Source organism: Kineosporia sp. NBRC 101677 (genome assembly GCF_030269265.1).
GTDB lineage: Bacteria > Actinomycetota > Actinomycetes > Actinomycetales > Kineosporiaceae > Kineosporia > Kineosporia rhizophila.
Genome location: NZ_BSTA01000001.1, coordinates 859015 through 885772, shown reverse-complemented (window position 1 = coordinate 885772; position 26758 = coordinate 859015). Strand labels below are relative to the sequence as shown.

The 26758-nt window shown below is 69.8% G+C and carries 24 protein-coding genes; 15 read left to right on the top strand and 9 right to left on the bottom strand.

Translation table 11 applies throughout. From position 1 onward, the window contains the following. The first annotated feature begins 53 nt into the window (after positions 1–53). Positions 54–908: a DUF1206 domain-containing protein gene (locus QSK18_RS04030; RefSeq protein ID WP_232808552.1), complete on the top strand. Its 855-nt coding sequence runs from the start codon at positions 54–56 to the stop codon at positions 906–908. Between the two features lie 245 nt (positions 909–1153). Then, a complete protein-coding gene (locus QSK18_RS04025) occupies positions 1154–2155 on the top strand; it encodes an ABC transporter ATP-binding protein (RefSeq protein ID WP_285616588.1) in 1002 nt (333 codons plus the stop codon). Positions 2156–2165: 10 nt separating this feature from the next. On the opposite strand, the gene QSK18_RS04020 is transcribed toward QSK18_RS04025, so the two are convergent. Then, positions 2166–3158, bottom strand: a complete 993-nt coding sequence (locus QSK18_RS04020) for a LacI family DNA-binding transcriptional regulator (RefSeq protein WP_269809417.1) — start codon at positions 3156–3158, stop codon at positions 2166–2168. 362 nt (positions 3159–3520) lie between these two features. Here QSK18_RS04020 and QSK18_RS04015 point away from each other — a divergent pair, with 362 nt between their 5' ends. From QSK18_RS04015 to QSK18_RS04005, 3 genes are read left to right on the top strand one after another with little or no spacing between them, the layout of a single operon-like run. Beyond that, positions 3521–4576, top strand: a complete 1056-nt coding sequence (locus tag QSK18_RS04015; RefSeq protein ID WP_232808549.1) for a sugar ABC transporter substrate-binding protein — start codon at positions 3521–3523, stop codon at positions 4574–4576. 4 nt (positions 4577–4580) lie between these two features. Next, complete coding sequence (locus tag QSK18_RS04010) at positions 4581–5591, top strand: ABC transporter permease (protein WP_285616587.1); 1011 nt, start codon at positions 4581–4583, stop codon at positions 5589–5591. A gap of 44 nt (positions 5592–5635) precedes the next feature. Next, positions 5636–6412: an ATP-binding cassette domain-containing protein gene (locus QSK18_RS04005; RefSeq protein ID WP_352396464.1), complete on the top strand. Its 777-nt coding sequence runs from the start codon at positions 5636–5638 to the stop codon at positions 6410–6412. Positions 6413–6474: 62 nt separating this feature from the next. On the opposite strand, the gene QSK18_RS04000 is transcribed toward QSK18_RS04005, so the two are convergent. Together QSK18_RS04000 and QSK18_RS03995 are read right to left on the bottom strand one after the other, a co-directional pair. Then, the gene (locus QSK18_RS04000) at positions 6475–7257 is read right to left on the bottom strand and encodes an ABC transporter permease (RefSeq protein ID WP_232808546.1); all 783 of its coding nucleotides are present in this window, start codon (positions 7255–7257) and stop codon (positions 6475–6477) included. Beyond that, positions 7254–8192, bottom strand: coding sequence for an ATP-binding cassette domain-containing protein (locus QSK18_RS03995; protein ID WP_285616585.1), 939 nt, complete (start codon positions 8190–8192; stop codon positions 7254–7256). Before QSK18_RS03995 ends, QSK18_RS04000 begins: the two co-directional genes overlap by 4 nt. A 57-nt stretch (positions 8193–8249) precedes the next feature. On the opposite strand from QSK18_RS03995, the gene QSK18_RS03990 reads away from it, so the two are divergent. From QSK18_RS03990 to purM, 8 genes are all read left to right on the top strand, one after another. Beyond that, positions 8250–9026, top strand: a complete 777-nt coding sequence (locus tag QSK18_RS03990; RefSeq protein WP_285616584.1) for a TetR/AcrR family transcriptional regulator — start codon at positions 8250–8252, stop codon at positions 9024–9026. After that, a complete protein-coding gene (locus QSK18_RS03985) occupies positions 9023–9781 on the top strand; it encodes a class I SAM-dependent methyltransferase (RefSeq protein WP_232808542.1) in 759 nt (252 codons plus the stop codon). The genes QSK18_RS03990 and QSK18_RS03985 overlap by 4 nt, the downstream gene beginning before the upstream one ends. A gap of 96 nt (positions 9782–9877) precedes the next feature. Continuing rightward, the gene (locus tag QSK18_RS03980; RefSeq protein ID WP_285616583.1) at positions 9878–11299 is read left to right on the top strand and encodes a DUF1800 domain-containing protein; all 1422 of its coding nucleotides are present in this window, start codon (positions 9878–9880) and stop codon (positions 11297–11299) included. 172 nt (positions 11300–11471) lie between these two features. Next, positions 11472–12764: a DUF1501 domain-containing protein gene (locus tag QSK18_RS03975; protein WP_285616582.1), complete on the top strand. Its 1293-nt coding sequence runs from the start codon at positions 11472–11474 to the stop codon at positions 12762–12764. 51 nt (positions 12765–12815) lie between these two features. Then, positions 12816–13205, top strand: a complete 390-nt coding sequence (locus QSK18_RS03970) for a sterol carrier family protein (RefSeq protein WP_285616581.1) — start codon at positions 12816–12818, stop codon at positions 13203–13205. Positions 13206–13221: 16 nt separating this feature from the next. Then, positions 13222–13569 carry a hypothetical protein gene (locus QSK18_RS03965; RefSeq protein WP_232808538.1) on the top strand — a complete coding sequence of 116 codons (348 nt, stop codon included), beginning with the start codon at positions 13222–13224 and terminating at the stop codon, positions 13567–13569. An 86-nt stretch (positions 13570–13655) separates the two neighbouring features. Continuing rightward, positions 13656–15239, top strand: coding sequence for an amidophosphoribosyltransferase (gene purF / locus QSK18_RS03960; protein WP_232808537.1), 1584 nt, complete (start codon positions 13656–13658; stop codon positions 15237–15239). A gap of 100 nt (positions 15240–15339) precedes the next feature. Further along, positions 15340–16464 (top strand): phosphoribosylformylglycinamidine cyclo-ligase, encoded by a 1125-nt coding sequence (purM, locus tag QSK18_RS03955; RefSeq protein ID WP_232808536.1) that lies wholly within the window; start codon positions 15340–15342, stop codon positions 16462–16464. Positions 16465–16705: 241 nt separating this feature from the next. Here purM and QSK18_RS03950 read toward each other — a convergent pair whose 3' ends face one another. Beyond that, on the bottom strand, positions 16706–16918 hold the full coding sequence (locus QSK18_RS03950; RefSeq protein ID WP_232808535.1) for a DUF3073 domain-containing protein: 213 nt from the start codon (positions 16916–16918) through the stop codon (positions 16706–16708). A gap of 861 nt (positions 16919–17779) precedes the next feature. On the opposite strand from QSK18_RS03950, the gene bldC reads away from it, so the two are divergent. Continuing rightward, positions 17780–17989, top strand: a complete 210-nt coding sequence (gene bldC / locus QSK18_RS03945; protein ID WP_052533586.1) for a developmental transcriptional regulator BldC — start codon at positions 17780–17782, stop codon at positions 17987–17989. A gap of 1022 nt (positions 17990–19011) precedes the next feature. On the opposite strand, the gene QSK18_RS03940 is transcribed toward bldC, so the two are convergent. Both QSK18_RS03940 and QSK18_RS03935 read right to left on the bottom strand, forming a co-directional pair. Continuing rightward, the gene (locus tag QSK18_RS03940) at positions 19012–19791 is read right to left on the bottom strand and encodes a hypothetical protein (RefSeq protein ID WP_232808534.1); all 780 of its coding nucleotides are present in this window, start codon (positions 19789–19791) and stop codon (positions 19012–19014) included. A gap of 515 nt (positions 19792–20306) precedes the next feature. Further along, entirely contained in the window at positions 20307–20555 is a 249-nt protein-coding gene (locus tag QSK18_RS03935) for a hypothetical protein (protein ID WP_232808533.1), read from the bottom strand. 305 nt (positions 20556–20860) lie between these two features. Here QSK18_RS03935 and QSK18_RS03930 point away from each other — a divergent pair, with 305 nt between their 5' ends. Next, complete coding sequence (locus tag QSK18_RS03930) at positions 20861–21424, top strand: DinB family protein (protein WP_232808532.1); 564 nt, start codon at positions 20861–20863, stop codon at positions 21422–21424. Between the two features lie 61 nt (positions 21425–21485). Here QSK18_RS03930 and QSK18_RS03925 read toward each other — a convergent pair whose 3' ends face one another. The 3 genes from QSK18_RS03925 to QSK18_RS03915 form a co-directional block, all read right to left on the bottom strand. After that, a complete protein-coding gene (locus QSK18_RS03925; protein WP_502894171.1) occupies positions 21486–22742 on the bottom strand; it encodes a calcium:cation antiporter family protein in 1257 nt (418 codons plus the stop codon). Between the two features lie 323 nt (positions 22743–23065). Beyond that, a complete protein-coding gene (locus QSK18_RS03920; protein WP_285616579.1) occupies positions 23066–24958 on the bottom strand; it encodes a S9 family peptidase in 1893 nt (630 codons plus the stop codon). Next, complete coding sequence (locus QSK18_RS03915) at positions 24955–26727, bottom strand: N-acetylglutaminylglutamine amidotransferase (protein WP_232808529.1); 1773 nt, start codon at positions 26725–26727, stop codon at positions 24955–24957. The genes QSK18_RS03920 and QSK18_RS03915 overlap by 4 nt, the downstream gene beginning before the upstream one ends. Positions 26728–26758 lie beyond the last annotated feature (31 nt).

Here is a 26758-nt window from a genome sequence, read left to right as displayed (position 1 = left end):
TCGTGCGATCTTGGTCCGGCGATCAACCACGTAGGGAAGTGAGAGGTCGAACCATGGCCAGTGCCACGCCGACACGTAACGGCTCCTCCGGCGGCGAGGGTAAAGCCTCGAACGCCAAGAACACCGCCGAAGGGCTTGCCCGGCAGGCGAACTCACCCTGGCTGAAGCGGCTGGGGCAGGTCGGCGTCGCCGCCATCGGGGTCGTCTACCTGCTGCTGGCCTGGATCTCGCTCCAGGTCGCCTGGGGCAGCTCGGAGCAGAGCGCCGACAACAGCGGGGCCCTCCAGCAGGTCGCCGAACAGCCGTTCGGCAAGGCACTTCTCGTCATCATGGGGATCGGCCTGATCGGCTTCGCGGTCTGGCAGTTCCTGCTCAGCATCATCGGCCCGCCGAGCGACGACAGTGCCTTCAAGCGCCTGAGTGCCGCCGGCAAGGGCATTTTCGGTGCGCTGCTGGCCGTGCAGTCGCTGCGTCTCGGCCTCGGCGGCGGCAGCAGCAACTCCAGCGACAAGACGTCCGACTTCACCGCCGACCTGATGGGCGCTCCGGCCGGCCGGGTGCTGGTCGTGCTGCTCGGCCTGGCGGTCATCGCCTGGTCCGGCTACATGGTCTACAAGGGCGTGAAGAAGAAGTTCCTGGAGAAGCTCGAGGGTCACCCGGGCCGCAACATCACCCGCCTCGGTCAGGCCGGCTGGATCTCCCGCGGTGTCGCGTTCGGCGTGCTGGGCATCCTGTTCGTCGTGGCCGGTGTGAAGTCGCAGCCGGAAGAGGCCCGCGGCCTGGACGCGGCCCTGAAGACCCTGGCCGAGCAGCCCTTCGGCCAGTGGATCCTGACGCTGGTCGCCTTGGGCCTGGCCTGCTACGCGGTGTTCCAGCTGGTCACGGCCCGCCAGCACAAGGAAGGCTGACCACCCCACCCGGACAGGGGCGGATCGTGCCCGGCCGACGACACACAGTCGCGGTCGTGCACGATCCGCCCCTGTTTCTCTGCGCGTAGGTACCTGATCCGCCCGAGCTGGTGGACGGCCCCCTAGCATGATCAGCACCGCTGGTGGGGGCGGTTTTCCGAGTGAAGTGAGGGCGCGACACAGTGGCCGGCACGCATCTGTCCTACCTTCAGCAGCTGGAGTCCGCGCTGCCTCCGCTGCTCACTGTGAGTAGCCTGGCCAAGTCGTTCGGGTCGCGCTCGCACCGCCTGACCGCGCTCGACGGGGTCGACCTGACGCTGTACGAGCACGAGGTGCTCACCCTGCTCGGGCCGGCCGGGTCGGGGAAGTCGGCCACGCTGGCCCTCGTCGCCGGGCTGGAGAAGCCCGACCACGGTCAGATCCTCCTGGACGGCCAGGAGGTGCCCCGGGGCAGCTCGGTCATCGGCCTGGCCGACACCGACTTCGGCCCGCGCCAGAGTGTGCGTGACGTGCTGGCCCCAGCGCTGAAAGCCCGGGGCGTGGGCCGGCGCGAGATGGACGACGAGGTCGCTTCGCTGCTCAAGCGGATCGGCCCCATCGACGATCCCGAGCTGCGTGCGGTCGAGCTGTCCCCGGCGCACCAGTTGCTCCTTGCCATGGGGCGCGAGGCCGCGGCCGGCGCCCAGGTGGTGCTGCTCGACGATCCGCTGGCACCCGTCGAGCACCCTCTGCGCGAACGCGTGCAGGACGAGATCCGGGTGGTCAGAGAAGAGTTCGGCTTCGCTCTGGTGATCGCCACGCGCGATGCCCAGCAGGCGCTGAGCCTCAGCGACCGGATCGCCGTGCTGTGGGAGGGGCGCACCGTGCAGAGCGGACCGCCGCTGGAGATCTACGAGCGGCCGGCCAACGAGTCGGTGGCCGAGCTGATCGGGGCGGTGAATCTGCTCGGGCCCGCGGTCTCGGTGCAGTTGCTCGCCCAGACAGCCACTTTCAGCGTGCGGCCGGAGAAGATCCGGGTGGTGGGGGAGGGCTACCCACTTGCGGCGGACGAGGTGCTGGCCACCGGCACGGTGCAGCGCGTGGTCTATCTGGGCGCCACCTCACGGATCACCGTGCGGCTGGATGCCGAGGGCGCCGAGATCCAGGTGCTGAGGCTGAACAGCGCTGCCCCGGAAGACATCCCGGTGCAGGCCGGGCAACCGGTCACCGTGGTCTGGCCGCGCCGCCACGCGGTGCGCTTCGCCTGAGGCCTGAGGCCTAAGGCCGGATCTCGCCGGAACCGCGGGTGATCAGGCGGGTCGGCACCACATGGGTGGCCGGCGGGGCGTCGTTGCCGCCGATCCGGTCGAACAGCACGGTGGCCGCCAGCCGGCCGATCGCCGCCGGGTCCTGGGCCACCACGGTGATCCCCGGATCCAGCAGGTCGGCCAGCGGGAAGTCGTCGAAACCGACCAGCGCGACCGTGCGCTCCTTCTTCAGCTGCCGCAGGGCCCGGGCCACGCCGATGGTGACCAGGTTCTGCGCGGCGAACACGGCGGTCGGCGGCTCGGGCCGCCCCAGCAGCTCGACCGCCGCCGCCTGGGCGATGGCCTGGCTGGTCAGGTCGCTCAGCACGATCCGGGTGTCGACCGCGATCCCGGCCTCCTCCAGCGCCGCCACGTAGCCCTCGTAGCGCTGCTGGGCGGTGGTGATGTCGGCCCGGTCGCCGAGGAAGGCGATGCGCCGGTGACCGTGCTCGATCAGGTGCCGCACCCCGGCGGTGGACCCGGCCACGTTGGTGGTCAGCACCGAGTCGACCTCGAGCCGCCGGGCGGCGCGGTCGATGCAGACGATGGCCGTGCCGGCCCGCACCTCGCTCTCCAGGTACGACTGGTCGTTGCTGGCCGGCGCGATGATCAGGCCGTCGGTGCGCCGGGCGCTGAACGCCCGGGTGAGCTCGCGCTCGCGCTGCGCGTCCTCGTCCAGGCTGGCGGTGAACACCATGACCCCGCGCGGGATCGCCACGTCCTCCACCGCCCGCTGCAGCGCCGAGGAGAACGGGTTCGACACGTCCTCCAGCAGCAGCCCGACGGTCGCCGTGCGCCCGCCCGCCCGCCGCAGACTGCGCGCCCCGATGTTCGGGCGGAAGTCGAGCTCGTCGATGGCGTCGCGCACCCGGCGTCCCAGGGTGCTGGAAACCCCCGGCTCCCCGTTCACCACTCGCGAAACGGTCTTGAGGCTGACCCCCGCCACGGCCGCCACGTCACGCATGGTCGGGCGTCGCCCGAGTGGTGGTTGCCCCCGTCGTGACGTTTCCTCGTGCATTCCTGCAGTCTCCGGCAGCTGGCTTTCCATGCCCGCCGCTCCCCTCGTGCCCGAGATCGACATCCCCCTGCCGAGAACCTACCGCGCGGTTGGGGCCAGGGGAGCACGTTCGCCGAACTGGCGCCCAGCGGCCGTTGACCGTTCGCGGCCGCTTACCGGAATGGGCGATGTGGCGTAACTTGTCCTGAGTAGCCCAGCACCGACAAGGAAGTCGGGAGCCGGCCCGGATGTGCCCGGGTGCGACCGGAATTGTCCGCGCCCAGAAATCTCCGGCACGGCGGCTCGACGCGTACCGAAGGAGCCGCTTCGTGCCGCGTTCAGGTGTCCGACCACGTTCCCCCGCCCGGCGACCGGCCGCCCTCGTCCTGGCCGGTGCCGCCCTGGCCCTGGCCGCCTGCTCCGGCGGCAGCGACGGTCGTCCGATCATCGGGCTGATCACCAAGACCGACACGAACCCGTTCTTCGTCACGATGAAGAAGGGCGCCCAGGCCCAGGCCGAGCAGGACGGCATCGACCTGCGCACGTTCGCCGGAAAGGTGGACGGCGACAACGAGTCGCAGGTCACCGCGATCGAGAACCTGATGGCCCTGGGGGCCGAGGGCTTCATGATCACCCCGAACGACTCGCGGGCGATCGTGCCCGCCATCGACCGGGCCAAGGAGGCCGGTCTGGCGGTGATCGCGCTGGACAGCCAGCTCGACCCGCCGGGTGCGGCCGACTCCACCTTCGCCACCGACAACTACCGGGCCGGAGAGCTGGTCGGCCAGTGGGCCAAGGCCAAGCTGGGCGACGAGGCGGCCAACGCCCGGATCGCCTTCCTCGACCTCAACTCCGACCAGGTCTCCGTGGACGTGCAGCGCGACCAGGGGTTCATGGCGGGCTTCGGGATCGACGTGGGCGACCCGAACCGGATCGGCGACGAGGACGACCCGCGCATCTCCGGGCACGACGTCACCGACGGGGCGGCCGACGGCGGGCGCACCGCGATGGAGAACCTGCTGCAGCGCGACCCCGACATCAACCTGGTCTACGCCATCAACGAGCCCGCCGCGGCCGGGGGCTACCAGGCCCTCCGAGCGGCCGGCAAGGCCGAGGACGTGGTCGTGGTGGCGATCGACGGCGGCTGCCCGGGCGTGCAGAGCGTGAAAGACGGCCAGCTGGGCGCCACCTCGCAGCAGTACCCGCTGAAGATGGCGGCCGAGGGGGTCGCCTCGATCACCGAGTTCGCCCGTAGCGGGGTCAAACCCGCGAATCCGGAGGGCCAGGACTTCACCGACACCGGAGTCACCCTGATCACCGACGATCCGCAGTCCGGCGTGGACTCCGAGGACACCACGTTCGGCACCGAGAACTGCTGGGGGTAGAGGGATGAGCACCGATACCGGTTTCGAGCAGCGGGCGCACGAGTCGCTGCGGGACAGGGTGCAGCACCGGCTGCACGCCCAGCCCACCCTGGGCCCGCTGGCGGTGCTGGGCCTGGCGGTCGTCGTCTTCTCGATCATCAACACCCGCTTCCTGCACCCCGAGAACCTCAGCCTGGTGCTGCAGCAGGTCACCGTGATCGCCCTGCTCGCCCTCGGCCAGACCCTGATCATCCTGACCGCCGGGATCGACCTGTCGGCCGGGGCGATCGCGGTGTTCTCCTCGATCCTGATGGCGAACCTGGCCTACGACGCGGGCTTTCCGGGGCTGATCGCGTTGCTGGCGGGCCTGGCGTTCGGCACTGCGATGGGGGCGTTCAACGGGGTGCTGGTGACCGCGGTCAAACTGCCGCCGTTCATCGTCACCCTCGGCACCCTGTCCATCTTCTTCGCCCTGAACTCGGTGGTCTCCGGCAGCGAGACGGTCCGGGGCACCGACCTGCCCGGCATCATGACCTGGACCGGCGAGACCATCCCGATCGGCAGCTTCCGTCTGACCTACGGATCCATCATCATGTTGCTGCTGTTCGGGTTCTTCTTCTACCTGCTGGCGCACACCGCGTGGGGGAAACACGTCCGCGCCGCCGGCGACGACATCGAGGCCGCGCGGCTGGCCGGTATCCGAACCGGGCGCGTCCTGCTGTCGGTCTACACCGTGGCCGGGGCGATCTACGCGGTCGCCGCCTGGGTCCTGATCGGCCGCCTGGCCAGCGCCGACCCGAACGTGGGCACGGAGTACAACCTCGACTCGATCACCGCCGTGGTGCTCGGCGGGACCAGCCTTTTCGGTGGCCGGGGCGGGGTGGTCGGCACGCTCGTCGGGGCGCTGATCGTCGGCGTGTTCCGTAACGGGCTGGTGCTGGCCGGAGTCCAGGTGGTCTGGCAGGGCTTCGCGATCGGCCTGCTGGTCCTGCTCGCGGTCACCATCGATCAATGGATCCGGAAGGTGAGGGCATGAGTACCGAGACGCCCGCGGAGGGCGAGAGGCTGCACCGGGTGGAGATGACCGGGCCGACCCCGGTGATGCGGGCCCGGAACCTGGTCAAACGCTACGGCCGGGTGACCGCGCTGAACGGCTCCGACCTCGACCTGTACCCGGGCGAGATCCTGGCCGTGATCGGCGACAACGGGGCCGGCAAGTCCAGCCTGATCAAGGCGTTGTCGGGAGCGCTGGTGCCGGATACCGGCGAGATCTGGCTGGACGGGGAGCAGGTGAACTTCCGGAGCCCGATGGACGCCCGGCAGGCCGGGATCGAGACGGTCTACCAGACCCTGGCGGTGGCTCCCGGCCTGGACATCGCCGACAACCTGTTCCTGGGCCGGGAACTGCGCAAGCCCGGTCCGCTGGGCTCGGTGCTGCGGATGCTCGACCGCAAACAGATGCGCACCGAGGCGCAGCGGCACATGAGCGAACTCGGCATCGCCACCCTGCAGAACATCGGCCAGGCGGTGGAGAGCCTGTCCGGCGGTCAGCGGCAGGGCGTGGCGGTGGCCCGGTCGGCCGCCTTTGGCAGCAAGGTGGTGATCCTCGACGAGCCCACCGCGGCGCTCGGGGTCAAGGAGGGCAACCGGGTGCTCCAGCTGATCCGCGACGTCCGCGACCGCGGCCTGCCGGTGATCCTGATCAGCCACAACATGCCGCACGTGTTCGAGGTCGCCGACCGCATCCACATCCAGCGGCTGGGCCGGCGGGTTGCGGTGGTCACCCCGTCGTCGCACTCGATGTCCGACACGGTCGCGATCATGACCGGGGCCGCGCCACCTCCTCCCAGCCCATGAAACAGATTATGGACGTCGGTGGGCACCTTGGTGCCCACCGACGTCCCTAGTTTGTGTGAAAGTCAGCGACCTGCGCGCACATACCGCCGGGTGCACAGCGGCACGAACACCGCAAGCAACCCCAGAGCCCAGACGATGGACGCGGTGACCGGGTTCTCGAGGGGCCAGGCACCGCCCGTGGGGGCAGTCGGGTTGCCGAACAGTTCGCGTAGCGCGGCGGCGACGGCGCTGAGCGGATTCCACTCGGCGATCGTGGCCAGCCAGGCCGGCATACCGCCGGTCGGCACGAACACGTTCGAGACCATCCCCAGCGGGATCGCCAGGATCGCCGCCTGCCCGGCCGTCTCCTCGTCGTCGAACAGGTAGCCCAGGAACATCCCGATCCAGCTGGCGGCGAACTGGAACAACAACAGGATCAGCACCGCCAGCAGGGCGTCGGCCAGGCCGCCCCGGATCCGCCAGCCCACGGCCAGGCCGCAGAGCATCATGATCGAGAAGCTGATCGTGCCGTAGACCAGTGTGGCCAGGGCGCTTCCGGCCGGGATGGCGACCCGGCGGACGGGCAGCGAGCGGAAACGGTCGGTCAGGCCGGAGTGATTGTCCTTGGCCGCGCTGACCATTGAGGGAACGATGTTGGAGGCGGTCATCACCAGCAGCCCGGGCAGCAGGAACTCGCGGTAGGTGGCGCCGCCGGTGCCCGCGCCGGGAACGGTGATGGCGCCGCCGAAGATGAACCCGAAGATCAGCACCAGCACGATCGGCGCGGTGACCAGGACCAGGATGAAGGCCGGATTGCGGATCACCGAGGTGAGCAGGCGCTCGGCGGCGGGCAGGGCGTCCCTCATCGCAGGCTCCCCTCTCGTGCGGTCAGTTTCAGGAACACCTCGTCGAGCGTGGGCCGGCGGATCCCGGCGTCCTGCACGGGTATTCCCAGTTCGTCCAGGTGCCGCACCAGGCGGGGCAGCGTGAGCGACCCGGTCGGCACGGTCGCCGAGACCCGGTTGTCCTGGACGGCCAGATCCTGCCCGCCGAGCGATCTCACGGCTTCCTGAGCCGGGTTCAGCTGCTCGGCGGAGGCAAGCAGTACCTCCACCCGGGAACCGGCCAGGTCTTTCAGCTGCGGGGGAGTGCCGTGGGCGATCTCGCGGCCGGCGTCGATGATCACCACATCGTCGGCCAGCCGGTCCGCCTCTTCCAGGTACTGCGTGGTGAGCAGAACAGTGGTGCCCGCGGCGGCGAGATTGCTCACTGTGGAATGGATCTCGTCGCGGCTGCGGGGATCCAGGCCGGTGGTCGGCTCGTCCAGGAACAGCACCGGCGGGCGGGTGATCAGGCTGGCGATCAGGTCGAGCCGCCGCCGCATCCCGCCCGACCACGTCTTCACCAGCCGGTCCGCCGCCTCGGCCAGCCCGAGCTGCTCGAGCAGTTCCGCCGCCCGGGCCCGCGCAGCCCGGCGGCTCAGATGGTGCATCTGGCCGAGGATGAACAGGTTGTCCCGCCCGGTCAGCGCATCGTCCACCGCCGCGTGCTGCCCGGCCAGGCCGATGTTCTGCCGCACCTGCTGGGCCTGCTCGACCACGTCGAAGCCACAGATCCGCGCGCTGCCGGAGTCGGGCCGGGCGAGTGTGGCCAGAATCCGGATCGCGGTGGTCTTGCCCGCGCCGTTCGGTCCGAGCAGAGCGCAGACCGTCCCCTCCGCGACGGACAGATCCAGCGAATCCAGTGCCCGCACCTCTCCGTACCCCCGGCCCAGCCCGGCGGCCTCGATCACGCTCCCCATGCGCCCTCCTCAACTGCGATCGGTGTTCGCGGTTCTTAGTGAACCATACTGCGTCCGGTGTTCGCAGTTTCTATGGTGCGCGAAGATGAACACGTGCCCGACCCCGACCTGCCGATCTGGAAGCGCTCCGAAAGGGGCGCCCGCGGCCCCGCGCCGGAGCACAGCCGCGCCTCGATCGCCGAGGCCACCATGAAGCTGGCCGACGCCGAGGGGCTGAAGGCGGTCTCGATCCGCAAGGCGGCGGCCGCCGTCGGCATCGCCCCGGCCTCGCTCTACCGCTACGTGGCCAGCCGCGACGAGCTCCTGGCGCTGATGAGCGACGCCTGCCTGCGCACCCTCGAACTACCGGCCACCCCCACCGGCCGGGGCTGGCGGGCCGACCTGCTGGACATCGGCCGGGCCCTGCGGCAGGCCTTCCGCGAGCACCCCTGGTTCCTGGAAGTGATGATGACCGGCCGGGTGAACACCGCCATGCTCGGGCCGGCGATGATCGACTACACCGAGCGCGTGGTGGCCGCGCTGGCCGACGTGCCGGCCTCGGGCCAGGCCAAGATGGAGACGGCGGCGATCTTCAACGGGGTGGTCGGGCTCTTCGCGATGGACGAGGCCGCCGCCAACAGCAACACCAGCCCCGAGGCACAGCTGGCCAACGCCGCCTACCTGGCCGAGCAGATCGGCGACGGCCGCCACCCCTACCTGGCCGCGATCGTCTCCGCTCCGCCGCCCCCCGACGCGCTGGCCCGCAAGAGCGCCGACGACCTGTTCGGCCGGGTCCTGATCAACACGATGAGCGGGCTGCTCGGGGTGGCCCCCGACGAAAGGCACACGCAATGACGTGGGAACAGCAGCGGGTCTCGTTCGACGCCAACGCCACCACCTACGACAGCATCCGTCCCGGCTGGCCCGCGCCGACCGTCCGCTGGCTGACCGGGACGTCGGATCGGCACCTCGACGTGATCGACCTCGGGGCGGGCACCGGCAAGCTCACCCGCACCCTGGTCGACCTGGGCCACCGGGTCACCGCGGTCGAGCCCAGCCCGGGCATGTACCAGGTACTCCTCACCGCGGTTCCCCAGGCCGCTGCGCTGCAGGCCCCGGCCGAGCAGATCCCGCTGCCCGACCACAGCGCCGACGTGGTCACCGTGGCCCAGGCCTGGCACTGGTTCCAGCAGCCGCAGGCGGCGCTGGAGATCGCCCGGGTGCTGCGGCCGGGCGGGTTGCTGGCGGTGGCCTGGCACGAGCGGGACACCGATGTGCCCTGGGTGCGGGAACTGAACGAGATCGCCGGTCTGGCGCGGACCGAGCAGGCCGGTGGCCGGGTTCACGCCGGCGACACGGTGGTCGAGCTCCCCGAACCGTTCGGCCCCCTGGAACATGCCGAGTTCGAGTACCAGCTGTCGCTGACCCCCGGCGCGCTGAGTGAGCTGGCCTCGAGCTGGTCCTACGTGGACACCCACCCCCAGCGCGCCGAAATCGTCGAGCGCATCGAGCGGCTGGGCGAACGGGTGGCGGCCGAACAGGGCACGCCGCAGGAACTCGCGCTGCCCCATCGCACGCACTGTTACCGGGCCCGCACCCAGGTGGGCTGACCCGTTCGGGGGCCCACCCCCGTCCATTGTTTGCTCTGAAGGCCCTCACCCGCCCGGCCGCTAAGGCAACCCGGACGGATGCCGACAGGCAGGCCAATGGACGCCCAGACCCTTCTCCTGCTCCGACGAGCCACTTACGGACCGACCCCGGCGCTGCTGGCCGAGGCGCAGAAGATGGGCCGCAAGGCCTGGCTGGACCGCCAGCTCACGCCCGCGCAGATCCCGGACAGCTACGTGGAGGGCATCCTCGGCCGCTTCCCCCGGGTGAAGTGGCCGATCGCCAAGATCCGCCAGGAGTACGCCAAGAACTTCGGATCCTGGGACGTCATGCTGGAACTCACCCGGGCCACCATGGTCCGGGCGATCTGGAGCGAGCGCCAGCTGTTCGAGCTGATGGTCGAGTTCTGGTCCAACCACCTCAATGTCACCTGCCCTTCCGGCGACGTCTGGGACTCGCGCGCCGACTACGACCGGGTGATCCGCGAGCACACCTTCGGCCGGTTCGGCGACCTGCTGGTGGCGGCCAGCCTGCACCCCGCGATGCAGAGCTATCTCGACAACGCCTCCTCCACCAAGGATCACCCGAACGAGAACCAGGGCCGCGAGCTGCTGGAACTGCACACCGTCGGGGTCGGGACCGGGTACACCGAGGACGACGTGAAGGACAGTGCGCGCATCCTGACCGGTTTCGGCACCGACGGTTCCGGCGAGGCCACCTACCGCCCCAAACGTCATTTCGTCGGCCCGGTAGGCGTTCTCGGTTTCTCGGATCCCAACCCGACCGCCGAGGGCGGTCAGGAACTGGCCGTGAGGTACCTGAACTACCTGGCGCGGCACGAGAACACCGCCCGGCAGCTGGCCTACAAGCTGTGCCTGCGGTTCGTCGCCGACAACCCGCCCGCCGCACTGGTGACCCGGCTCGCCGAGACCTACCTGGCGAACGACACCGCGATCGTCCCGGTTCTGCGAGAGTTGTTCGGCAGCAGGGAGTTCGCCACCTCATCAGGTCAGAAGCTGCGCCGGCCGTACGAGGATCTGGTGGCCACTATGCGCATCCTCGGGATGAAGCCCGATGCCAAGGGTACCGAAGGCATCGAGAGCCTGCACTGGATGATTTTGGACATGGGCCACTGCCCGCTCTACTGGGGGCCGCCGAACGGTTATCCCGACGTGGCCAGTGCCTGGCAGTCACCGGCGGGAACGTTGGCGCGCTGGAACTCGCACCTCAACATCGCAGCTCGGTTCTGGCCGAAAACCCTGGTCGGCCCGAATCTCTCGGCGATGATCCCGAACCCCCGGCCGGCCACGCACGGGGCGCTGATCAACGCCCTCTCCGAGCGGCTGCTGCAACGCAAGGCCACCCAGGTCCAGCAGGTCGCGATCTGCGACTTTCTCTCCGACGAGTGGCACCGGATCACCCCCGCAAGTCCGGTCAAGAAGGACAGCGTGATCATCGGCTGGCGGCTGCCGTACGTGGTGAGTCTGCTGCTCGACTCACCTGCGCACGCACTTCGGTAGAGCTTGAGGACGCCCGCGGGCCTCGCAGGTGGCCCGGCTCACTTCGGTTCCACTCAGGTAGCGGCGCCGACGACCGACAGGTCGGCAGTAGCACCGATGTGACCCGACGCCCCGCCGATCCGACGACATCCGCCGCCAGACCGACTCGACGCCTGAGGACACCACCACCTGCATGAGTACCCTCTCCGACTGCCAGTGCCCCGACGCCGCCTCCACCGGACTCTCGCGCCGCAGCCTGCTGCGCGGCCTGGCCACCGCCGGTGCCCTGGGCGGGGTGATGACGGCCGTGGACGGCTTCAACGCCCAGTTCGCCTTCGCCGCGAGCCCCGCCGCCTACACCGGCGACGTGCTGGTGGTGCTGTCGCTGCGGGGCGGCTTCGACGGCCTGAACGCGGTCGTGCCGATCGGTGACCCGGCCTACCTCGAGGCCCGCCCCACGATCGGTGTCCCGGAGCGCTCGCTGATCCCGGCCGGGGGCATCTTCGGCCTGCACCCGGCCCTGGCCCCGCTGAAGAAGTTCTGGGAAGCGGGCACTTTCGGCGCCGTGCACGCGGTGGGCCAGGACAACCCGACCCGGTCGCACTTCCAGGCCATGCAGGAGCTGGAGCGCGCGGCGCCCGGCTCCAGCCTGCGCACCGGCTGGCTGGACCGCACGCTCGGCAGCCGCGCCCGGGGCACGATCTTCCAGGCCTCGCAGGTCGGGTCCAACGAGGTGCCGTTGGCCCTGGCCGGGCCCTCGGCCGAGATGGCCATGGGCAGCCTGGACTCCTTCACCATCGCCGGTGCCTGGGACACCGCCGAGCGCAAGCGCTGGACCAAGGCCCTGACCGCGATGAACGCCGGCGCCCCGGCCTCGATCGCCGCCCCGGCCCAGGCCACCCTCGGCGCCACCAGCACCACCGCGGCCCTGGCGGCCGCCAAGTACACCCCGGCCGGCGGCGCCCGCTACCCGAAGGACTCGGCGCTCGGCAAGGCCCTGCGCGACGTGGCCCGGATGATCAAGGCCGACGTGGGCCTGCAGGTGGCCTGCGTGGACGAGGGCGACTGGGACATGCACGCGAACATGGGCTCGGCCGACAGCGGCTGGATGCACGACCACCTGAACGACCTCGCCCAGGCCCTCGCCGCCTTCGCCACCGACCTGGGCAGCCGGTTCAGGAAGGTCACCGTGGTCACGCTCTCGGAGTTCGGCCGCCGGGTGGTCGAGAACGGCTCCGGCGGGGTGGATCACGGGCACGGCAATGCGGTGCTGCTGCTGGGCGGCGGGGTGAACGGCGGCCGGGTGCACGGCCGCTGGCCCGGCCTGGCCGACGGTGACCTGGTGGACGGCGACCTGGCCGGCACCACCGACTACCGCGCGATCCTCGGCGAGATCCTGCAGAAACGCTGCGGGGCCGGATCGCTGTCGCAGATCTTCCCCGGGCTGCAGGGGGTTTCGCCGCTCGGGGTGATGAAGGCGGCCTGAGGGAGGCGCTCCCGATTGGGGCGTCGGCCCGCTAGGGCACAAAATGAGCACGTGGTGGTGAGGAAACGCAAGATCGATACGGCGGTGGGGCGTGGTGCCCTGGCGGCGTGGGCGGCCGAGCCCACGGGGGTGCCGCGGGCCACTCTGGCCAATGCGGTGCGGTTCACCCTCGAGGAGATCGCCGCCCGGGCGCCGGGGCCGACCACCGAGGTGCGGGTGCCGCCCTTCGGGGCCGTGCAGTGCATCGAGGGGCCGCGGCACACCCGGGGTACCCCGCCGAACGTGGTCGAGACCGATCCGCAGACCTGGCTGGAGCTCGTCTCCGGCCGGCTGAGCTGGGCCGACGCCGCATACAACGGACGGGTGCGGGCCAGTGGGCAGCGCGCCGACCTGTCCGATCTGCTGCCGCTCGGCGGTCTCCTCTCCGAGACTTCCCGGTAGTCGGTACCGTCGTGGGGTGGCTGAGAGCAAGGGACTGTCCGTGAGCCCGATCGACGAGGACGACACGACCGGCGCGGCCGGGCCGGCTGAACCGAGCGAGCCGGAGGCTCCTGAGGTGACGCCTGAGGCCGAGGCGCCGGAGCCGGCCGGGTACCGCCTGCGGCGGGCCCCGCGTTACCGTGCGTTCGGATTCACAGGCGTGCTCGTGGGCGTCCTCCTCGGTGCGGTGCTGGCTCTGTCGTTCGAGGCCACCAGCACCTACTCCGAGCGCACCATTCTGGGCTATTTCGTGGCCATTTTCGGCCTGCTGGGCGCCCTGTTCGGCTGCGGTCTGGCTGTTCTCCTGGACCGCCGGAAGGGCTGATCCGCAAGCGCGCCGGGCCGGTCGGGCGAGGGTCTGTCCTTCCGGCCGATGCTGCGACCTCCTCCGGATGTGCGACACTCGATGACGTGGCGCGCGGCGACGGACGGCTTTCGCACGAACTACTTCCCGGCGAGAAGGGCCCGCAGGACGCCTGCGGAGTCTTCGGAGTCTGGGCCCCCGGTGAAGAAGTGGCGAAACTGGCCTATTACGGCCTGTACGCACTTCAGCACCGCGGCCAGGAGGCAGCGGGCATCGCCGTCAGCAACGGCAAGCAACTGCTGGTCTACAAGGACATCGGCCTGGTCTCCCAGGTCTTCGACGAGACCTCTCTCGACTCCCTGCGTGGGCACATCGCGGTCGGTCACGCCCGCTACAGCACCACCGGCGGCTCGACCTGGCAGAACGCCCAGCCCACGCTGGGCGACACGGCCGCCGGCACGGTGGCCCTGGCGCACAACGGCAACCTGGTCAACGGGCACGAGCTGCGCGAGCTGGTGGCGCAGCGCTACGGCACGCCCGACCGGGGCGAGATCGTCAACGGCAACACCACCGACACCGCCCTGGTGACCGCCCTTCTCGCGGGTGACCCGGATCACACGCTGGAAACCACTGCGCTGGACGTGCTCCCGCACCTGCGTGGGGCCTTCAGCTTCGTCTTCATGGACGAGCACACCCTCTACGGCGCCCGTGACCCGCACGGGGTGCGCCCGCTGGTCATCGGCAAGCTCGAGACCGGCTGGGTGATCGCCTCCGAGACGGCCGCGCTGGACATCGTCGGCGCCGCGTTCGTGCGGGAGGTCGAGCCGGGCGAGTTCATCGCGATCGACGCCGACGGCCTGCGCTCCCAGCGCTTCGCCGAGGCCAAGCCGACCGGCTGCATCTTCGAGTACGTGTACCTGGCCCGGCCCGACACCACGATCAACGGCAAGGTGGTGCACGAGGCCCGGGTCGACATGGGCCGCAAGCTGGCCCAGGAGCACCCGGTCGAGGCCGACCTGGTCATCCCGGTGCCCGAGTCCGGCACCCCGGCCGCGGTGGGCTACGCCCAGGAGTCGGGCATCCCGTTCAGCCAGGGCCTGGTGAAGAACGCCTACGTCGGGCGCACGTTCATCCAGCCCAGCCAGACCATCCGGCAGCTGGGCATCCGGCTGAAGCTGAACCCGCTGAAGAACGTGATCAAGGGCAAGCGCCTGGTCGTGGTCGACGACTCGATCGTGCGCGGCAACACCCAGCGGGCCCTGGTCCGGATGCTGCGCGAGGCCGGCGCCGCCGAGATCCACGTGCGCATCTCCTCGGCCCCGGTCACCTGGCCGTGCTTCTACGGCATCGACTTCGCCAGCCGGGCCGAGCTGATCGCCAGCGGGCTGGGCGTGGAGGAGATCCGCGCCAGTATCGGCGCCGACTCGCTGGGCTACATCTCGCTGGACGGCATGGTCGAGGCCACCGAGCAGAAGCGTGAGCGGTTGTGCACCGCCTGCTTCACCGGCGAGTACCCGATCGAGCTGCCCGACTCCGAGCACCTGGGCAAGCACGCCCTGGAGCAGCAGCCGCAGCTCCCTCTCGGCCTGGAGATCTCGCAGCGCGACCGCGCGCCGCAGGGCCACCGCGACGCCGAAGGTGTCTCCACCGGCCTGGCCGGCGGCGCCGTCGACGCGCTCTCCCGTCCCTGACGAACGTCAGCCTCCGTCCTCCGGCGTAGACCGTTCCTCCCGTCCCCGCGACGGTGACGACGACGGTCCGTCGGCCGTTGAACCAAGTAAGGTGATCATTGTGGCTTCAGCCGAGCCGGGTACCACGGCCCTGACCTATGCCTCCGCCGGTGTCGACACCGAGGCCGGTGACCGGGCGGTCGAGCTGATGAAGGCGTCGGTGCGGCGCACCCACGGCCCCGAGGTCCTGGGCGGCCTGGGCGGCTTCGCCGGCCTGTACGACGCAAGTTTCCTGACCAGGTACCAGCGGCCGCTGCTGGCCACCAGCACCGACGGCGTGGGCACGAAGATCGCCATCGCCCGGGCCCTGGACATCCACGACACGATCGGGATCGACCTGGTCGGCATGGTGGTGGACGACATCGTCGTGTGCGGGGCCCGTCCGCTCTTCATGACCGACTACATCGCGGTCGGCAAGGTCGTGCCGGAGCGCATCGCGGCCATCGTCAGCGGCATCGCCAAGGGCTGTGAGCTGGCCGGTACGGCGCTGGTCGGCGGCGAGACGGCCGAACACCCGGGTCTGATGGCGGCGGACGAGTACGACGTCGCCGGGGCGGCGACCGGGGTGGTCGAGGCCGAGTCGGTGCTCTCACCCGAGCGGGTGCGGGTCGGCGACGTGGTGATCGGCCTGGCCTCGTCCGGTCTGCACTCCAACGGCTACTCCCTGGTGCGTGGCGTGCTGAAGCAGGCCGGCTGGTCGCTGGAGCGGGAGGTGCCCGAGCTCGGCCGCACCATCGGCCAGGAGCTGCTGGAGCCCACCCGGATCTACACCGCCGACGTCCTGGCCGCGGCCGAGGCGCTGGGCCACGACCTGCACGCGGTGTCACACGTCACCGGGGGCGGGCTCGCGGCCAACCTCGCCCGGGTCCTGCCGGCGGGCACCAGCGCCGTCCTCGAGCGCTCCACCTGGGCCCCGCAGCCGGTCTTCGACCTGATCATGAAGCTCGGTTCGGTGCCGCTGCTGGACGCCGAGGGCACGTTCAACCTCGGGGTGGGCATGGTCCTGGTGGTCGATCCGGCCGTGGCCGACCGCGCGCTGGAGATCTTCGCCGGCCGCAACCTTCCCGCCTGGGTACTGGGGCAGGTCTCGGCGCCCGACGGGCAGACCGGCGAAGGCACCGTCCAGGGCACCAAGGGTGTGGACGGCGGTTCGGTCCGGCTGGTCGGGGAGTACCGCGGCGCCTGAGCGGCGGCTCAGGCGGTAGGCGGCAGGTACGCGGGCATGAGAAAGACGGATTCGGCACCCGAAGGTGCCGGACCCGTCTCGAGCATGGAAAGACCAGCCACCTCGTCATGGCAGGTCAGCATGCGTACTTCTCATCGCCTGGTGCAGACGACCTGTGCTCAGGAAGACCAGCTGTCCACCGGAGTCACCTTGACAGACTCGATCCCCGGCACCCGACGGGCACCGGGGATCGAGTCAGTAGTCAATGACGACGACCGTTGGATGCCCAGTCCGCGTACTCGTCATATTCGCCGTCGTCTTCGCGCCCGGCATCCGTGTCGTCCACGGGCGGGCTCGAGCGATGGTCCCCATGGCCGAGTTCCCTCTGTAAGGCGTCATAGTCGGTGCTGGGGCTGTAGTACTTCAGCTCCCTAGCGACCTTCGTCTGCTTGGCCTTCTGACGGCCGCGCCCCATGGCGTCGACCCCCTTAAACGTCGACCCGGCGCAGGCGCACATGGCGCGGCCCCGGAGTGGTCATCAGTCTCTCGTGACGCCAAACGCTACATCGTCTGGTGCGGTTCCGGCATCCCGGTTGGAACGGCTTACCCACCCAGGGGAAGCCGTGACCCGTTTGCCGACCGCGGGCTTGCACTGCCCATCCTACGTGCAACCTGCGTGGGACGCTCACCCCGCCGCTCCGGGAGAGCCCGGCCGGCTCGTTGTTGCCTGTCCGGGCAGTGGCCGGTCTCACATTACGGGCGGGGGCAGCGATCGGCGCTTCCGCATGGTTTGATAGCTATGTCCTAATCGTAGGCAACACGCCGCGAAGCTGTTCGCGATCGCCGGGGGGTCGGCTCGTGGTCACCAGCGATAGACCGTGAGTCAGGCGTCACTCACAGGTGTCACTTCACTCAGAAGTCGTACCGTGACGCTTCGTCCTCTTCGGATCTGAGAATATGGATCTGAGTGCTTCGGGGATGCTCCACACAGTGATGGCTGATTTAGTGGGGTACACGCCGCTCTCGAGGGGATTTGCTGTGGTCTGGCCAAGAACGTCCAGCCCGGTTGCGGGGCATGTAGGCGGTGTTCGGCAGGCAGATCGCCTATCGAGGGAGTGCTCACGAGAGCGAAGGTTAGAACCGACCCGCGTGGCGTGTCGGATGGGCCACATTCGTGGTTCGATCACTGTAAGGTGCCATGCCGTGACCGTACGTACACAACCAACGTCATGCTTCCTCCTGATGGGGGATCATCCGTCTGGATTGTTCCCGCGACGTGTCCTAACAAGGCACGATGTCGGAAGCCGGGGTATCCGCCCCGTTCATGGAGGCTGACATGACCACCCGATCGCCCGACGCCGAGCCGCTGCTCACACCGGCTGAGGTTGCCGCGCTATTCCGTGTCGATCCGAAGACCGTCACCCGGTGGGCCAAAGCCGGCAAGCTCTCTTCGATCCGAACGCTCGGTGGCCATCGCCGCTACCGCGAGTCGGAAGTTCGGGCCTTGCTGGCTGGGATCCCGCAGCAGAGGCTCGACGAGGACTGAACAAGGTCCACGACGACAACACCCGATAACCCGTGACCGCCGGGGCCGACCAGGGCCTCGGCGGTTTTCGGCTTTTCATAGCAGGCTAGTGGAAAACACCCACTCGCGGGCGAATATGACTTTGTCCGAGCCGAGTTCTGTTTTCTCGACAACGTTCTGCCGGGGTTCCGACGGCAGGGGGCACGCGCAGGTGCGTCCGGGAGCCTGCTGAGGTTCGCCTCTCAAGGCCCGCTCCCACGTGAAGTCCGCCTGGGGCGTTCAGTGCCTTGGAGCCGGAGAGGTAATTGGTGATCCAGGGCCTAGCTGTTGTTGGGGTGGCCTGGTGGTTTGGTCGGACGGCTCATTGCCGACCTTGCGACAGATAGCCGGCCCGATGCGATCGCAGATCATGAATGTGATGCGATTCGCGGAGGGTGTCAGGCCGGCGTTGCCACGTCCTGGAACTGCTGCTCGGTGAAGTGTTGGTCGAACTGGACCAGACTCACGTTCTGGCCGACTGGACGCAGCACCGGGCGAACTGGGGCCCTGGTCGAGCCGAGCCGCAGGTGATAGCCGCGGCATCCGGCACGGCGGATGGCCGACCGGCCTGATGTGAATTCTGAGTTCGCCGGGTGTGGCGGGGTGGGGGATCAGGCCCGACGTGAGTTTCCGGGTTCACCGGTGGCGGGGCGGGCGGATCAGGCCAGAGGTGAGTTCTGGGCTCGCCGGGTGTGACGGGGCGAGCGGATTGGGCCTGAGGTGAGTTCCGGGGTTCGCCGGGTGTAGCGGGGCGAGCGGATCAGGCCTGAGGTGAGTTCCGGGGTTCGCCGGGTGTGACGGGGCGGCGGATCAGGCCCGAGGTGAGCTCCGGGTTTGCCGGGTGTGGCGGGGCGGGCGGATCAAGCTTGACGTGAGTTCCGGGTTCGCCGGTGGCGGGCGGGCGGATCGGGCCCGACGTGAATTCTGGGTCCGCTGGTGCAGCGGGCACCCCATCAGCACCGACCGGTGGCCGGCTCCGTGCCGTGCGCGGGCAGTGAACCGGCCTACGACCAGCCCAGAAGGTTGGTCGGGTCGGCCAGCGCGGCCAGGGTCAGAATCGCCTTCGAGGCGGTCGTCGAGGCCGTTTCCGTGGCCGAGGTGGTGGTCGAGCTCGTGTCGATGCCGACCGTGTCGGGCTTGGTCGTGGTCTCGTCGTCGCTCGTGGTCTCGACCGGCGTGGTCTTGGTCGGCTCGTCGGTCGTCTTGGTCGGCTCGGACGTGGGTTCCGACGTCTCCACCGGAGGCTTGCTCGTGGTGGTGGAGGTGCTGGTCGGCTTCGACGTGGTCTTCGTGGGCTGGCTGGTGGTCTTCGTCGGCTTCGACGTCGTGGTCTTGGTGGTGCTCGACGGCTTGCCCGGCTTGGTGGTCTTCGTGGTCTTCGTCGGGTTGCTGCCGGTCGGCTCGTCCTCGTCGGGCGGGATCACGACGGTGCGCGTGGTGGAGGTGACCACCGGGTTGCCCGCGGCGTCGGTGGTGGTCGTGGTGACCACCTCGGTGCGGGTCTTGACCTCCTGCCCGGCCGACGGGGAGCCGGTGGGGCCGGTGGTGGGCACGTCGGCGGTGTCGATGTCCTCGTCGTCGGCCGAGGCGTCGGTGGAGGCCGGCAGTTCGGTGCCGTCGGCGAGGTTGACCGAGGCGTTGCGGGTCTTGTCGGTAGGACCGCTCAGCGGACCGGTCACCGCCCAGGCGGGAACGACCACGACAACGGCCGCTGCGACCCCACCGACGATGGGGCGGCGCAGCAAGAGGGGGCGGGGCGCCCGATGTCTACCGACGTACCTCATGGCTCGCTCTCGTCTGCCGGAGCCGAACTCCGCGCTGTCTGTGCTGTCTGGCTGGGGGCTGTCTGACTGGGGCTGGAGGACCTGCTGACCGGCTCGCCCGGTTCACCACGGGAAGTGCACTATGCTGTACATCGGGCGATGGCTCGCAGGCGTTACTCATCGGACGCTAACAGGCAGATCCTGCCTGAGGCGACATCAGGAGCAGCAATGCTGCCCCTTCGGCTCCATCTGCTGCCCGTTCGCCGGCAGGTTCTCCCCGTGCCTCGCACATGCTGATCCCCCCGGCTTCCCGACGTCAGTTTCGGCGCTCCTAGCTTGCTGCAGGAAGCGCAGTCACGTGCACCGTTCGGCAGATTGATAAGGCCGGGATAGGGCAAATTTGAGCTGGTGAAACCCACGAACACCACTCGTGTCCGGCTGGCTCACGCCGGTGACCAGGGGTGGACGTCACTGAGGCCGGCGCGGGGGTAGATGCCCCCGACCGGCCTCGTACGACGGGTCTGAAGTGTGAGCTCTCAGCTGCTCTTGATGCTGCTCTTGATGCATCGGGCGTTGACCACCTCGACGCACTCGCCGTAGCGGTCGCTGAGGTTGCGCTCGATGGAGGCGACGGTGGCGCTGTGGTTCACGTCGACCTGCGTGCTCCGGGTGAAGCGGCTGGAGGGAATCGTGACCCTGAGCTCGAACCGCCCGCTCTCCAGGACGGTGCCCGGGGAAACGGCGACGAACTGAGGGAGGTCGGCGGTGGTGAGGTTCTCAGCCATGGGAAGCAACGATCCTGAACGTAGTGCTTGCGTGGTGGATGCGGGGTACCGCGTCGTGCTCCGCGCCCTTACCACAACGTGACGATCATGTCGGGTATGCCGCCGACGAGATCCAGGTTACTCCAGACAGCGGACTACTCGAGCCGCTATTACTGACGGTGAGTCACGATCAGCCCGTCGTGGCGGAATCGGCCGAAGAGCTGCCCGGAACGGGTCTCATGCGGAAAGAAGCTGACCTAAAGGCTCTCTACGGTTCTTCCAACGGCCCGAGAACGCGGGTCGGCCAGCCTGCGAAGGAGACCGAGATGTCGATCACTCAGACCGCCGCCCAGGACGCTTCCCAGCCCACCGGACCGGCCGGACCGGCTCAGGAGGCCGCCGAGCTGCTCGAGACGCTGGCCGAGCGTCGGCACTTCTTCCGCTTCACCCTGCAGAAGCTCAGCGCCGAGCAGGTCGGCTCCCGGCCCACCGCCAGCCAGCTCACGCTGGTCGGGCTGGCCAAGCACCTGAAGGACACCGAGAACGACTGGGCCCGGTTCATCGTCGAGGGCACCGCGGCGATGGCTCTCCCCGAGGGCTGGGAGACCGACCCGGGCTTCTGGGTGGACGGGTGGCGGCTGGTCGGTGACGAGACGCTGGAGAGCGTGCTGGCGGAGTGGGAGGAAGTGGCCGCGCGCACCGAGTCGGTGGTGCGCGCCCTGCCCAGCCTCGACGTCTCGCACCCGCTGCCGGAGGCCCCCTGGTTCACCCCGGGTGCCACCTGGTCGGCCCGTCGGGTGCTGCTGCACCTGATCGGCGAGATCGCCCAGCACTCCGGGCACGCCGACATCATCCGGGAGTCGATCGACGGTCAGAAGACCATGGGGTGAAGTCCGGGCGCGCCGTGGGGGAGAGCGCGCGGGGCCCGAGGGCCCCGCGCGGAGAACGCCCTCACCTGGAGGAGTCGGGCTCCGCCTCCTCCAGCTTGGCGAAGGGGGCCTTGAGCGTCGGCCAGATGTGCCGCCAGTGCCAGGCGAACGCCGCCAGCGCGATCGCCCCGTAGACGGCGGACAGGATCAGCCGGCCGTCGGTCCCGGTCACCGGGAACTGAACCATGAACAGCAGCAACAGGATCCAGGCGGACCAGTGGTGGAACCGCAGCCCCAGGATGAGGGCGATCCCCATCATCGTCTGGGCCGCGGTCAGCAGCATCTCCTCGGTCTGCCGGTGGTCGAGCTGCAGAGCCGTCTCGCCGCCACCGGCCAGGTAGGCGATCGGCAGCGACCCGACCAGGAGCGTCCACTGGTTGACCTTCGAGGAGATCAGCGTGGCCAGGGCCGCCCCGGCGTTGCCCCGCCAGGCGAACATGATCGCGATGATGAACTCCGGCGCCTCCGAGGCCAGCGGGGCGACCCACTGCACCAGCAGGAACTCGTCGATCCCGAGGTCGGCCCCGGCGTCGACCAGGCTGTGCGCGAACGGCTCGGCGGCGATCATCACGATGAACGCGGCGAAGAGGAACAGGCCGAACAGGGTGAGCCGGCGCTGTCGCCGGGGCAGACCGCCGATGGCCGCGGAAGTGCCCTGCAGATGCGGTTCCTCGACCGCGCCCCGGCTCAGCCGGTAGGCGTAGTAGGCGAACCAGGCGAACAGGATCACGCCCATCCACAGGTGGATCTCGCCGGTCAGCGGCATCACGAAGGCGAAGATGCCGGCGAACAGCAGGAACCCCAGTTCCAGCCGGTTGCCCCGGTTCAGGGGCAGCACGTGGGTGGTGCGCCCACGCAGCCGGCGCAGGCCCCACAGCCCCACCAGCACCACGACCGGCCAGCCGAGCCCCAGCAGGAGCCGGTTCGAGCCGGTCATGTTCGCGGCGGCGTACTGCACGTACTCGGGATTACTGCCGGCGGTGTAGGCGTAGTAGAGGTCGACCGCGTACTCCGGCAGCACGGCGATCAGGGCCAGGATGGCGATCGCCAGACCGCCGGAGATGTCCACCTGGGCGGCCTCGGCGGCCCAGGCGAGCAGGAACGAGGCGGCGAACACGGCCATGCCGTAGAGGATCATCGAGAGCACCGGTTCCGGGTGGGCGCCGGAGAGCCGGGTGATGATCGCGGGCAGGGCCAGGAGCGTGCACAGGCCGATCGACCTGAGCATGAGCAGGCGTGGACTTCTCGTGGGTGGGGCAGCAGCTTCGGTGGTCGTGATCACGACGGACGGCTCCCTCGGTCGGCTTCGGCCGGTCACCGGGGGCGGTGCTGAGGGTGAGTGACCCGGCCAGAAAACGGACTTGTGGCCGAAGGTCTGGCTCGCCGCCGCGCCCTTCGAGCTGCCTAAGGGCCGGCGGTGGATGACCGTGCTCCCCGCGGTCTGCGGGGCGCCGTGATGTCGACCATCCTCACCTGACTCCGCACTGGCGAGAGCAGGTGGAGTTACTCCCCTTCGCGTTCAGGCTAGCCCAGATGGGTGAGCCTGTCGTGGGGCCGGAGCCGTCCGGCACTCACGCTGCACGCGTCCTTCTCACATCACTTTCAGGCCTCGGAGCGCTCTACCCCGAGGTGGTCGCAGGCCCATTCCACGGCGGCCCGCACGAAGGTCACGCGGTTCGCGGTGTCGAGCAGTTCGTGCCCCTCACCGGGGAAGAGCAGGTAGCGGTGCGGTCGCTCGCGTTCGGCCAGGGCGGTCACCACCTGCTCGGCCTCCTCCACCGGCACGTTGGTGTCGTCGGCGCCGTGCACCACCAGCAAGGGGGCGCGCAGCCGGTCGATGCGGTGGATCGGGGAGAAGTCGCGCAGCAGGTCGGCGTGCTTCGCCGGGTCGCCGTACTTGGACACCGCGGCGGCCGCGATCCAGGGCTCGGTGTGCTGGTAGAACGTCTCCAGATCGGCCATGCCGCAGACGTCGATGCCCACTGCGAACATCTCCGGGTACCAGGTCAGCCCGGCCAGGGTCAGGTAGCCGCCGTACGAGCGGCCCATCAGGCCCACCCGCCCGGGTGTCGAAATGCCGCAGCCGATGAGATGTTCCGCCGCCGCGTAGACGTCCTGGACCGATCCGAGCCGCAGTTCGACGTCGTCGGCCGTCTCGTACGAACGCCCGAAACCCGAGGAGCCCCGGACGTTGGGGGCGAACACCGCGACCCCGGCGGCCACCAGCGACTGGAACAGCGAGTTGTACACCGGGCGCTCCTGCGCCTCCGGGCCGCCGTGCAGGTGGATCATCGTCGGCCAGGGGGCCGGGGAGTCCGGCCGGTACAGCCAGCCGCTGATCTCCCGGCCGTCCAGACCGGGGAAGCGGCGCAGCACGGGACGAGTCAGGTCGGCGGTGTCCACGGTGGCGTAACTGGCCCCCCGCGAACCGCGCAGCTCACCGTCGGCCCGGCTGGTCAGGGGCAGAGTGGTGCCGGAAGCCAGGTCGATGGTCCAGGCGCCCCGAGGGTCGGACCAGTCTTCCGCGGTGAGGATCAGTGACTTGCCCCCGGCGAACAGCAGGCAGTTGTCCACCACGTCGCGGGGCAGCGGGCCGACTTCCTCCTGCTCCAGAGACTGCAGGTCGAGCAGGCTGACCGCGTTGGTGCCGCCGTACTCGTTCCACAGGAGTACGGCCGTGCTCCCGTCGGTGGACAGCGTGAAGCTCTGCAGCTCAGCGTCTTTGCGCTGGGCGAGCAGCTCGACCGAGGCGTCGGACAGCGAGACCCGGACCAGCGTGGCCAGGTCGTGGTCGGCCTCGGAACGGGCGTAGACGAACCGGCCGTCGGGGGAAAGGCCGCCCAGGTCGGCGAATCCGCCCCGCTCCCCGGTGACCGACGTACTGACTGGCTGCTCGTCCGAGCCGTCCAGCGCGCACACCGCCAGAGTGCGGTAGCTACGCGGACCCCGCCGGATCAGCGCTCGCCCACCAGAGACGTCCAAAATCGAGATCAGTGGCCCCGAAGTGATCACCGAGCGCGAACCGTCCGCGGGGGAGACGAGCACCGCGGAAGCCACCGCCCCGACCGTCTCGGTGACCATCAGCCGTCCGTCGGCCGTCCATCCCTGCCGGGATCCGGCTCCCAGCCAGGCGGTCGAGCCGGGGCCACCGGCGACCAGGCGCAGACCCGAGCCGTCCGGCCGGGCCACCCACACCTCGTCCCTCGAACTGCCCGACCCGGCCACCAGGCAGGCCAGCCACTCGCCGTCGGGCGACCAGCCGATCGAGGTGACCCGGGCCAGCGAGATGCCGGAGGCGGTGGGCTGCGGGCCGGGGCCCTTGATCCAGATCGCGGGGGCACCGCCCCGGTCGGAGATGAAGGCGACCCGTGAACCGTCCGGATCAGGGGTGGGCGACCAGCTGCCGTAGACGTCTTCCGGTACGGCCTCGGCGGACTGGTCCTCGACACCCATGCCCTGGGTCTCGACCTCCGCGCCGGGCCCCTGAACGCTCACAGACCGGTCCGCTGGAGCCACAGCTCGAGCAGACCGATCTGCCACAGCACGTTGGCGCCGATCGTGGTGCGGGCGGTGTTCGGGTCGGCCAGCAGCGTGGTGACCACGTCGTCGCGGAACAGCCCCCGGTCACGGGCCGCGGACGAGGTCAGCGCGTCGCGCACCCGGTCGAGGATGCTGCCCTCCAGATGCCGCACGCCGGGCACCGGGAAGTAGCCCTTCGTCCGGTCGATCACCGCGTCCGGCACCACCCCGCGGGCCGCCTCCTTCAGCACCCCCTTGCCGCCGTGGGCCAGCTTCAGTTCGGGTGGGCACTGGGCCGCGAGTTCCACCAGCTCATGATCGAGGAAAGGCACCCGCGCCTCCAGCCCCCAGGCCATCGTCATGTTGTCGACCCGCTTGACCGGGTCGTCGACGAGCATGACCCGGCTGTCGATGCGCAACGCCGCGTCCAGCGTGGTCTGCGCGCCCGGGGCGGCGAAGTGCTCGCGGACGAAGGCCGTGCTGGGATCGCCGGGCACGTACCAGTCCGGGTTCAGCAGCTGGGCCACGGTCGCGTCGGGCCGGTCGAAGAAGACCTTCGAGTAGGCGGCGACCGCGTCCTCGCGGGGCACGTCGCGCAGCGGCGGGTACCAGTCGTAGCCGGCGAACACCTCGTCCGCGCCCTGGCCCGACTGGACCACCGTGATCTTCTTCGAGACCTCTTCGGAGAGCAGGTAGAACGCCACGCAGTCGTGGCTGACCATCGGCTCGCTCATCGCCGCGATCGCGCCGTCCACCCCGCTGGCCAGCCGCTCGGGCGGGATCGGGATCTTGTGGTGGTCGGTGTCGAACTCCTTGGCCACCAGGTCGGAGTACTCGAACTCGTCGCCGCTCTCGCCGCCCACCGCGTCGAAGCCGATGCTGAAGGTGGCCAGGCCGGACTGCCCGGCCCGGGCCAGCAGCGCGACCACCAGGCTGGAGTCGAGGCCGCCGGACAGCAGCACGCCGACCGGCACGTCGGCCACCATCCGCCGCTGCACGGCCAGGTCGAGGGCGGCCAGGGTGCGCTCGCGCCACTCCTCGGGGCGGATCACGGACGACCGGGTCGCCGGGGGGTTCCAGTAGACGGTCTCGGTGCCGGAACCGTCGGGTTCGATCACCCGGACCGTGGCCGGTGGCAGTTTGCGGACGCCGTTGAGGACGGTGCGCGGGGCCGGGACCACCGAGTGCCAGGACAGGTAGTGGTGCAGGGCCACCCGGTCGATGCTGGTGTCCACGTCGCCGGCCGCGGTCAGGGCGGGCAGGCTGGAGGCGAAGCGGATCCGCTGCGGGGTCTCGCTCAGGTAGAGCGGCTTGATCCCGAGCCGGTCCCGGGCCATCACCAGGCGCCCGGAGTCGAGCTCGTGCACGACGAACGCGAACATCCCGAGGAAGCGCTCCACACAGGCGGTGCCCCAGCGGTGGTAGGCCTTGAGGACCACCTCGGTGTCGGACGTGGACCGGAAACGGTAGCCGTGGCCCTCGAGTTCGCGGCGCAGCTCGTGGTGGTTGTAGATGCAGCCGTTGAACACCAGGGCCAGACGCAGCTCCTCGTCGACCATCGGCTGGGAGCCGGCCGGTGAGAGGTCGATGATCCGCAGCCGGTGGTGCAGGAACGCGACCGGCCCGTGCGACCAGGTGCCCTTCGAGTCCGGCCCCCGGCGCTCCAGGCAGGGTGACATCCGCGCCACCGCCTCGGCGTCGGGCCTTCCTCCGTCCAGCCGGAACTCGCCACCCAAGCCGCACATGCACGAACCTCCCAGACTTGCCAACACCGAG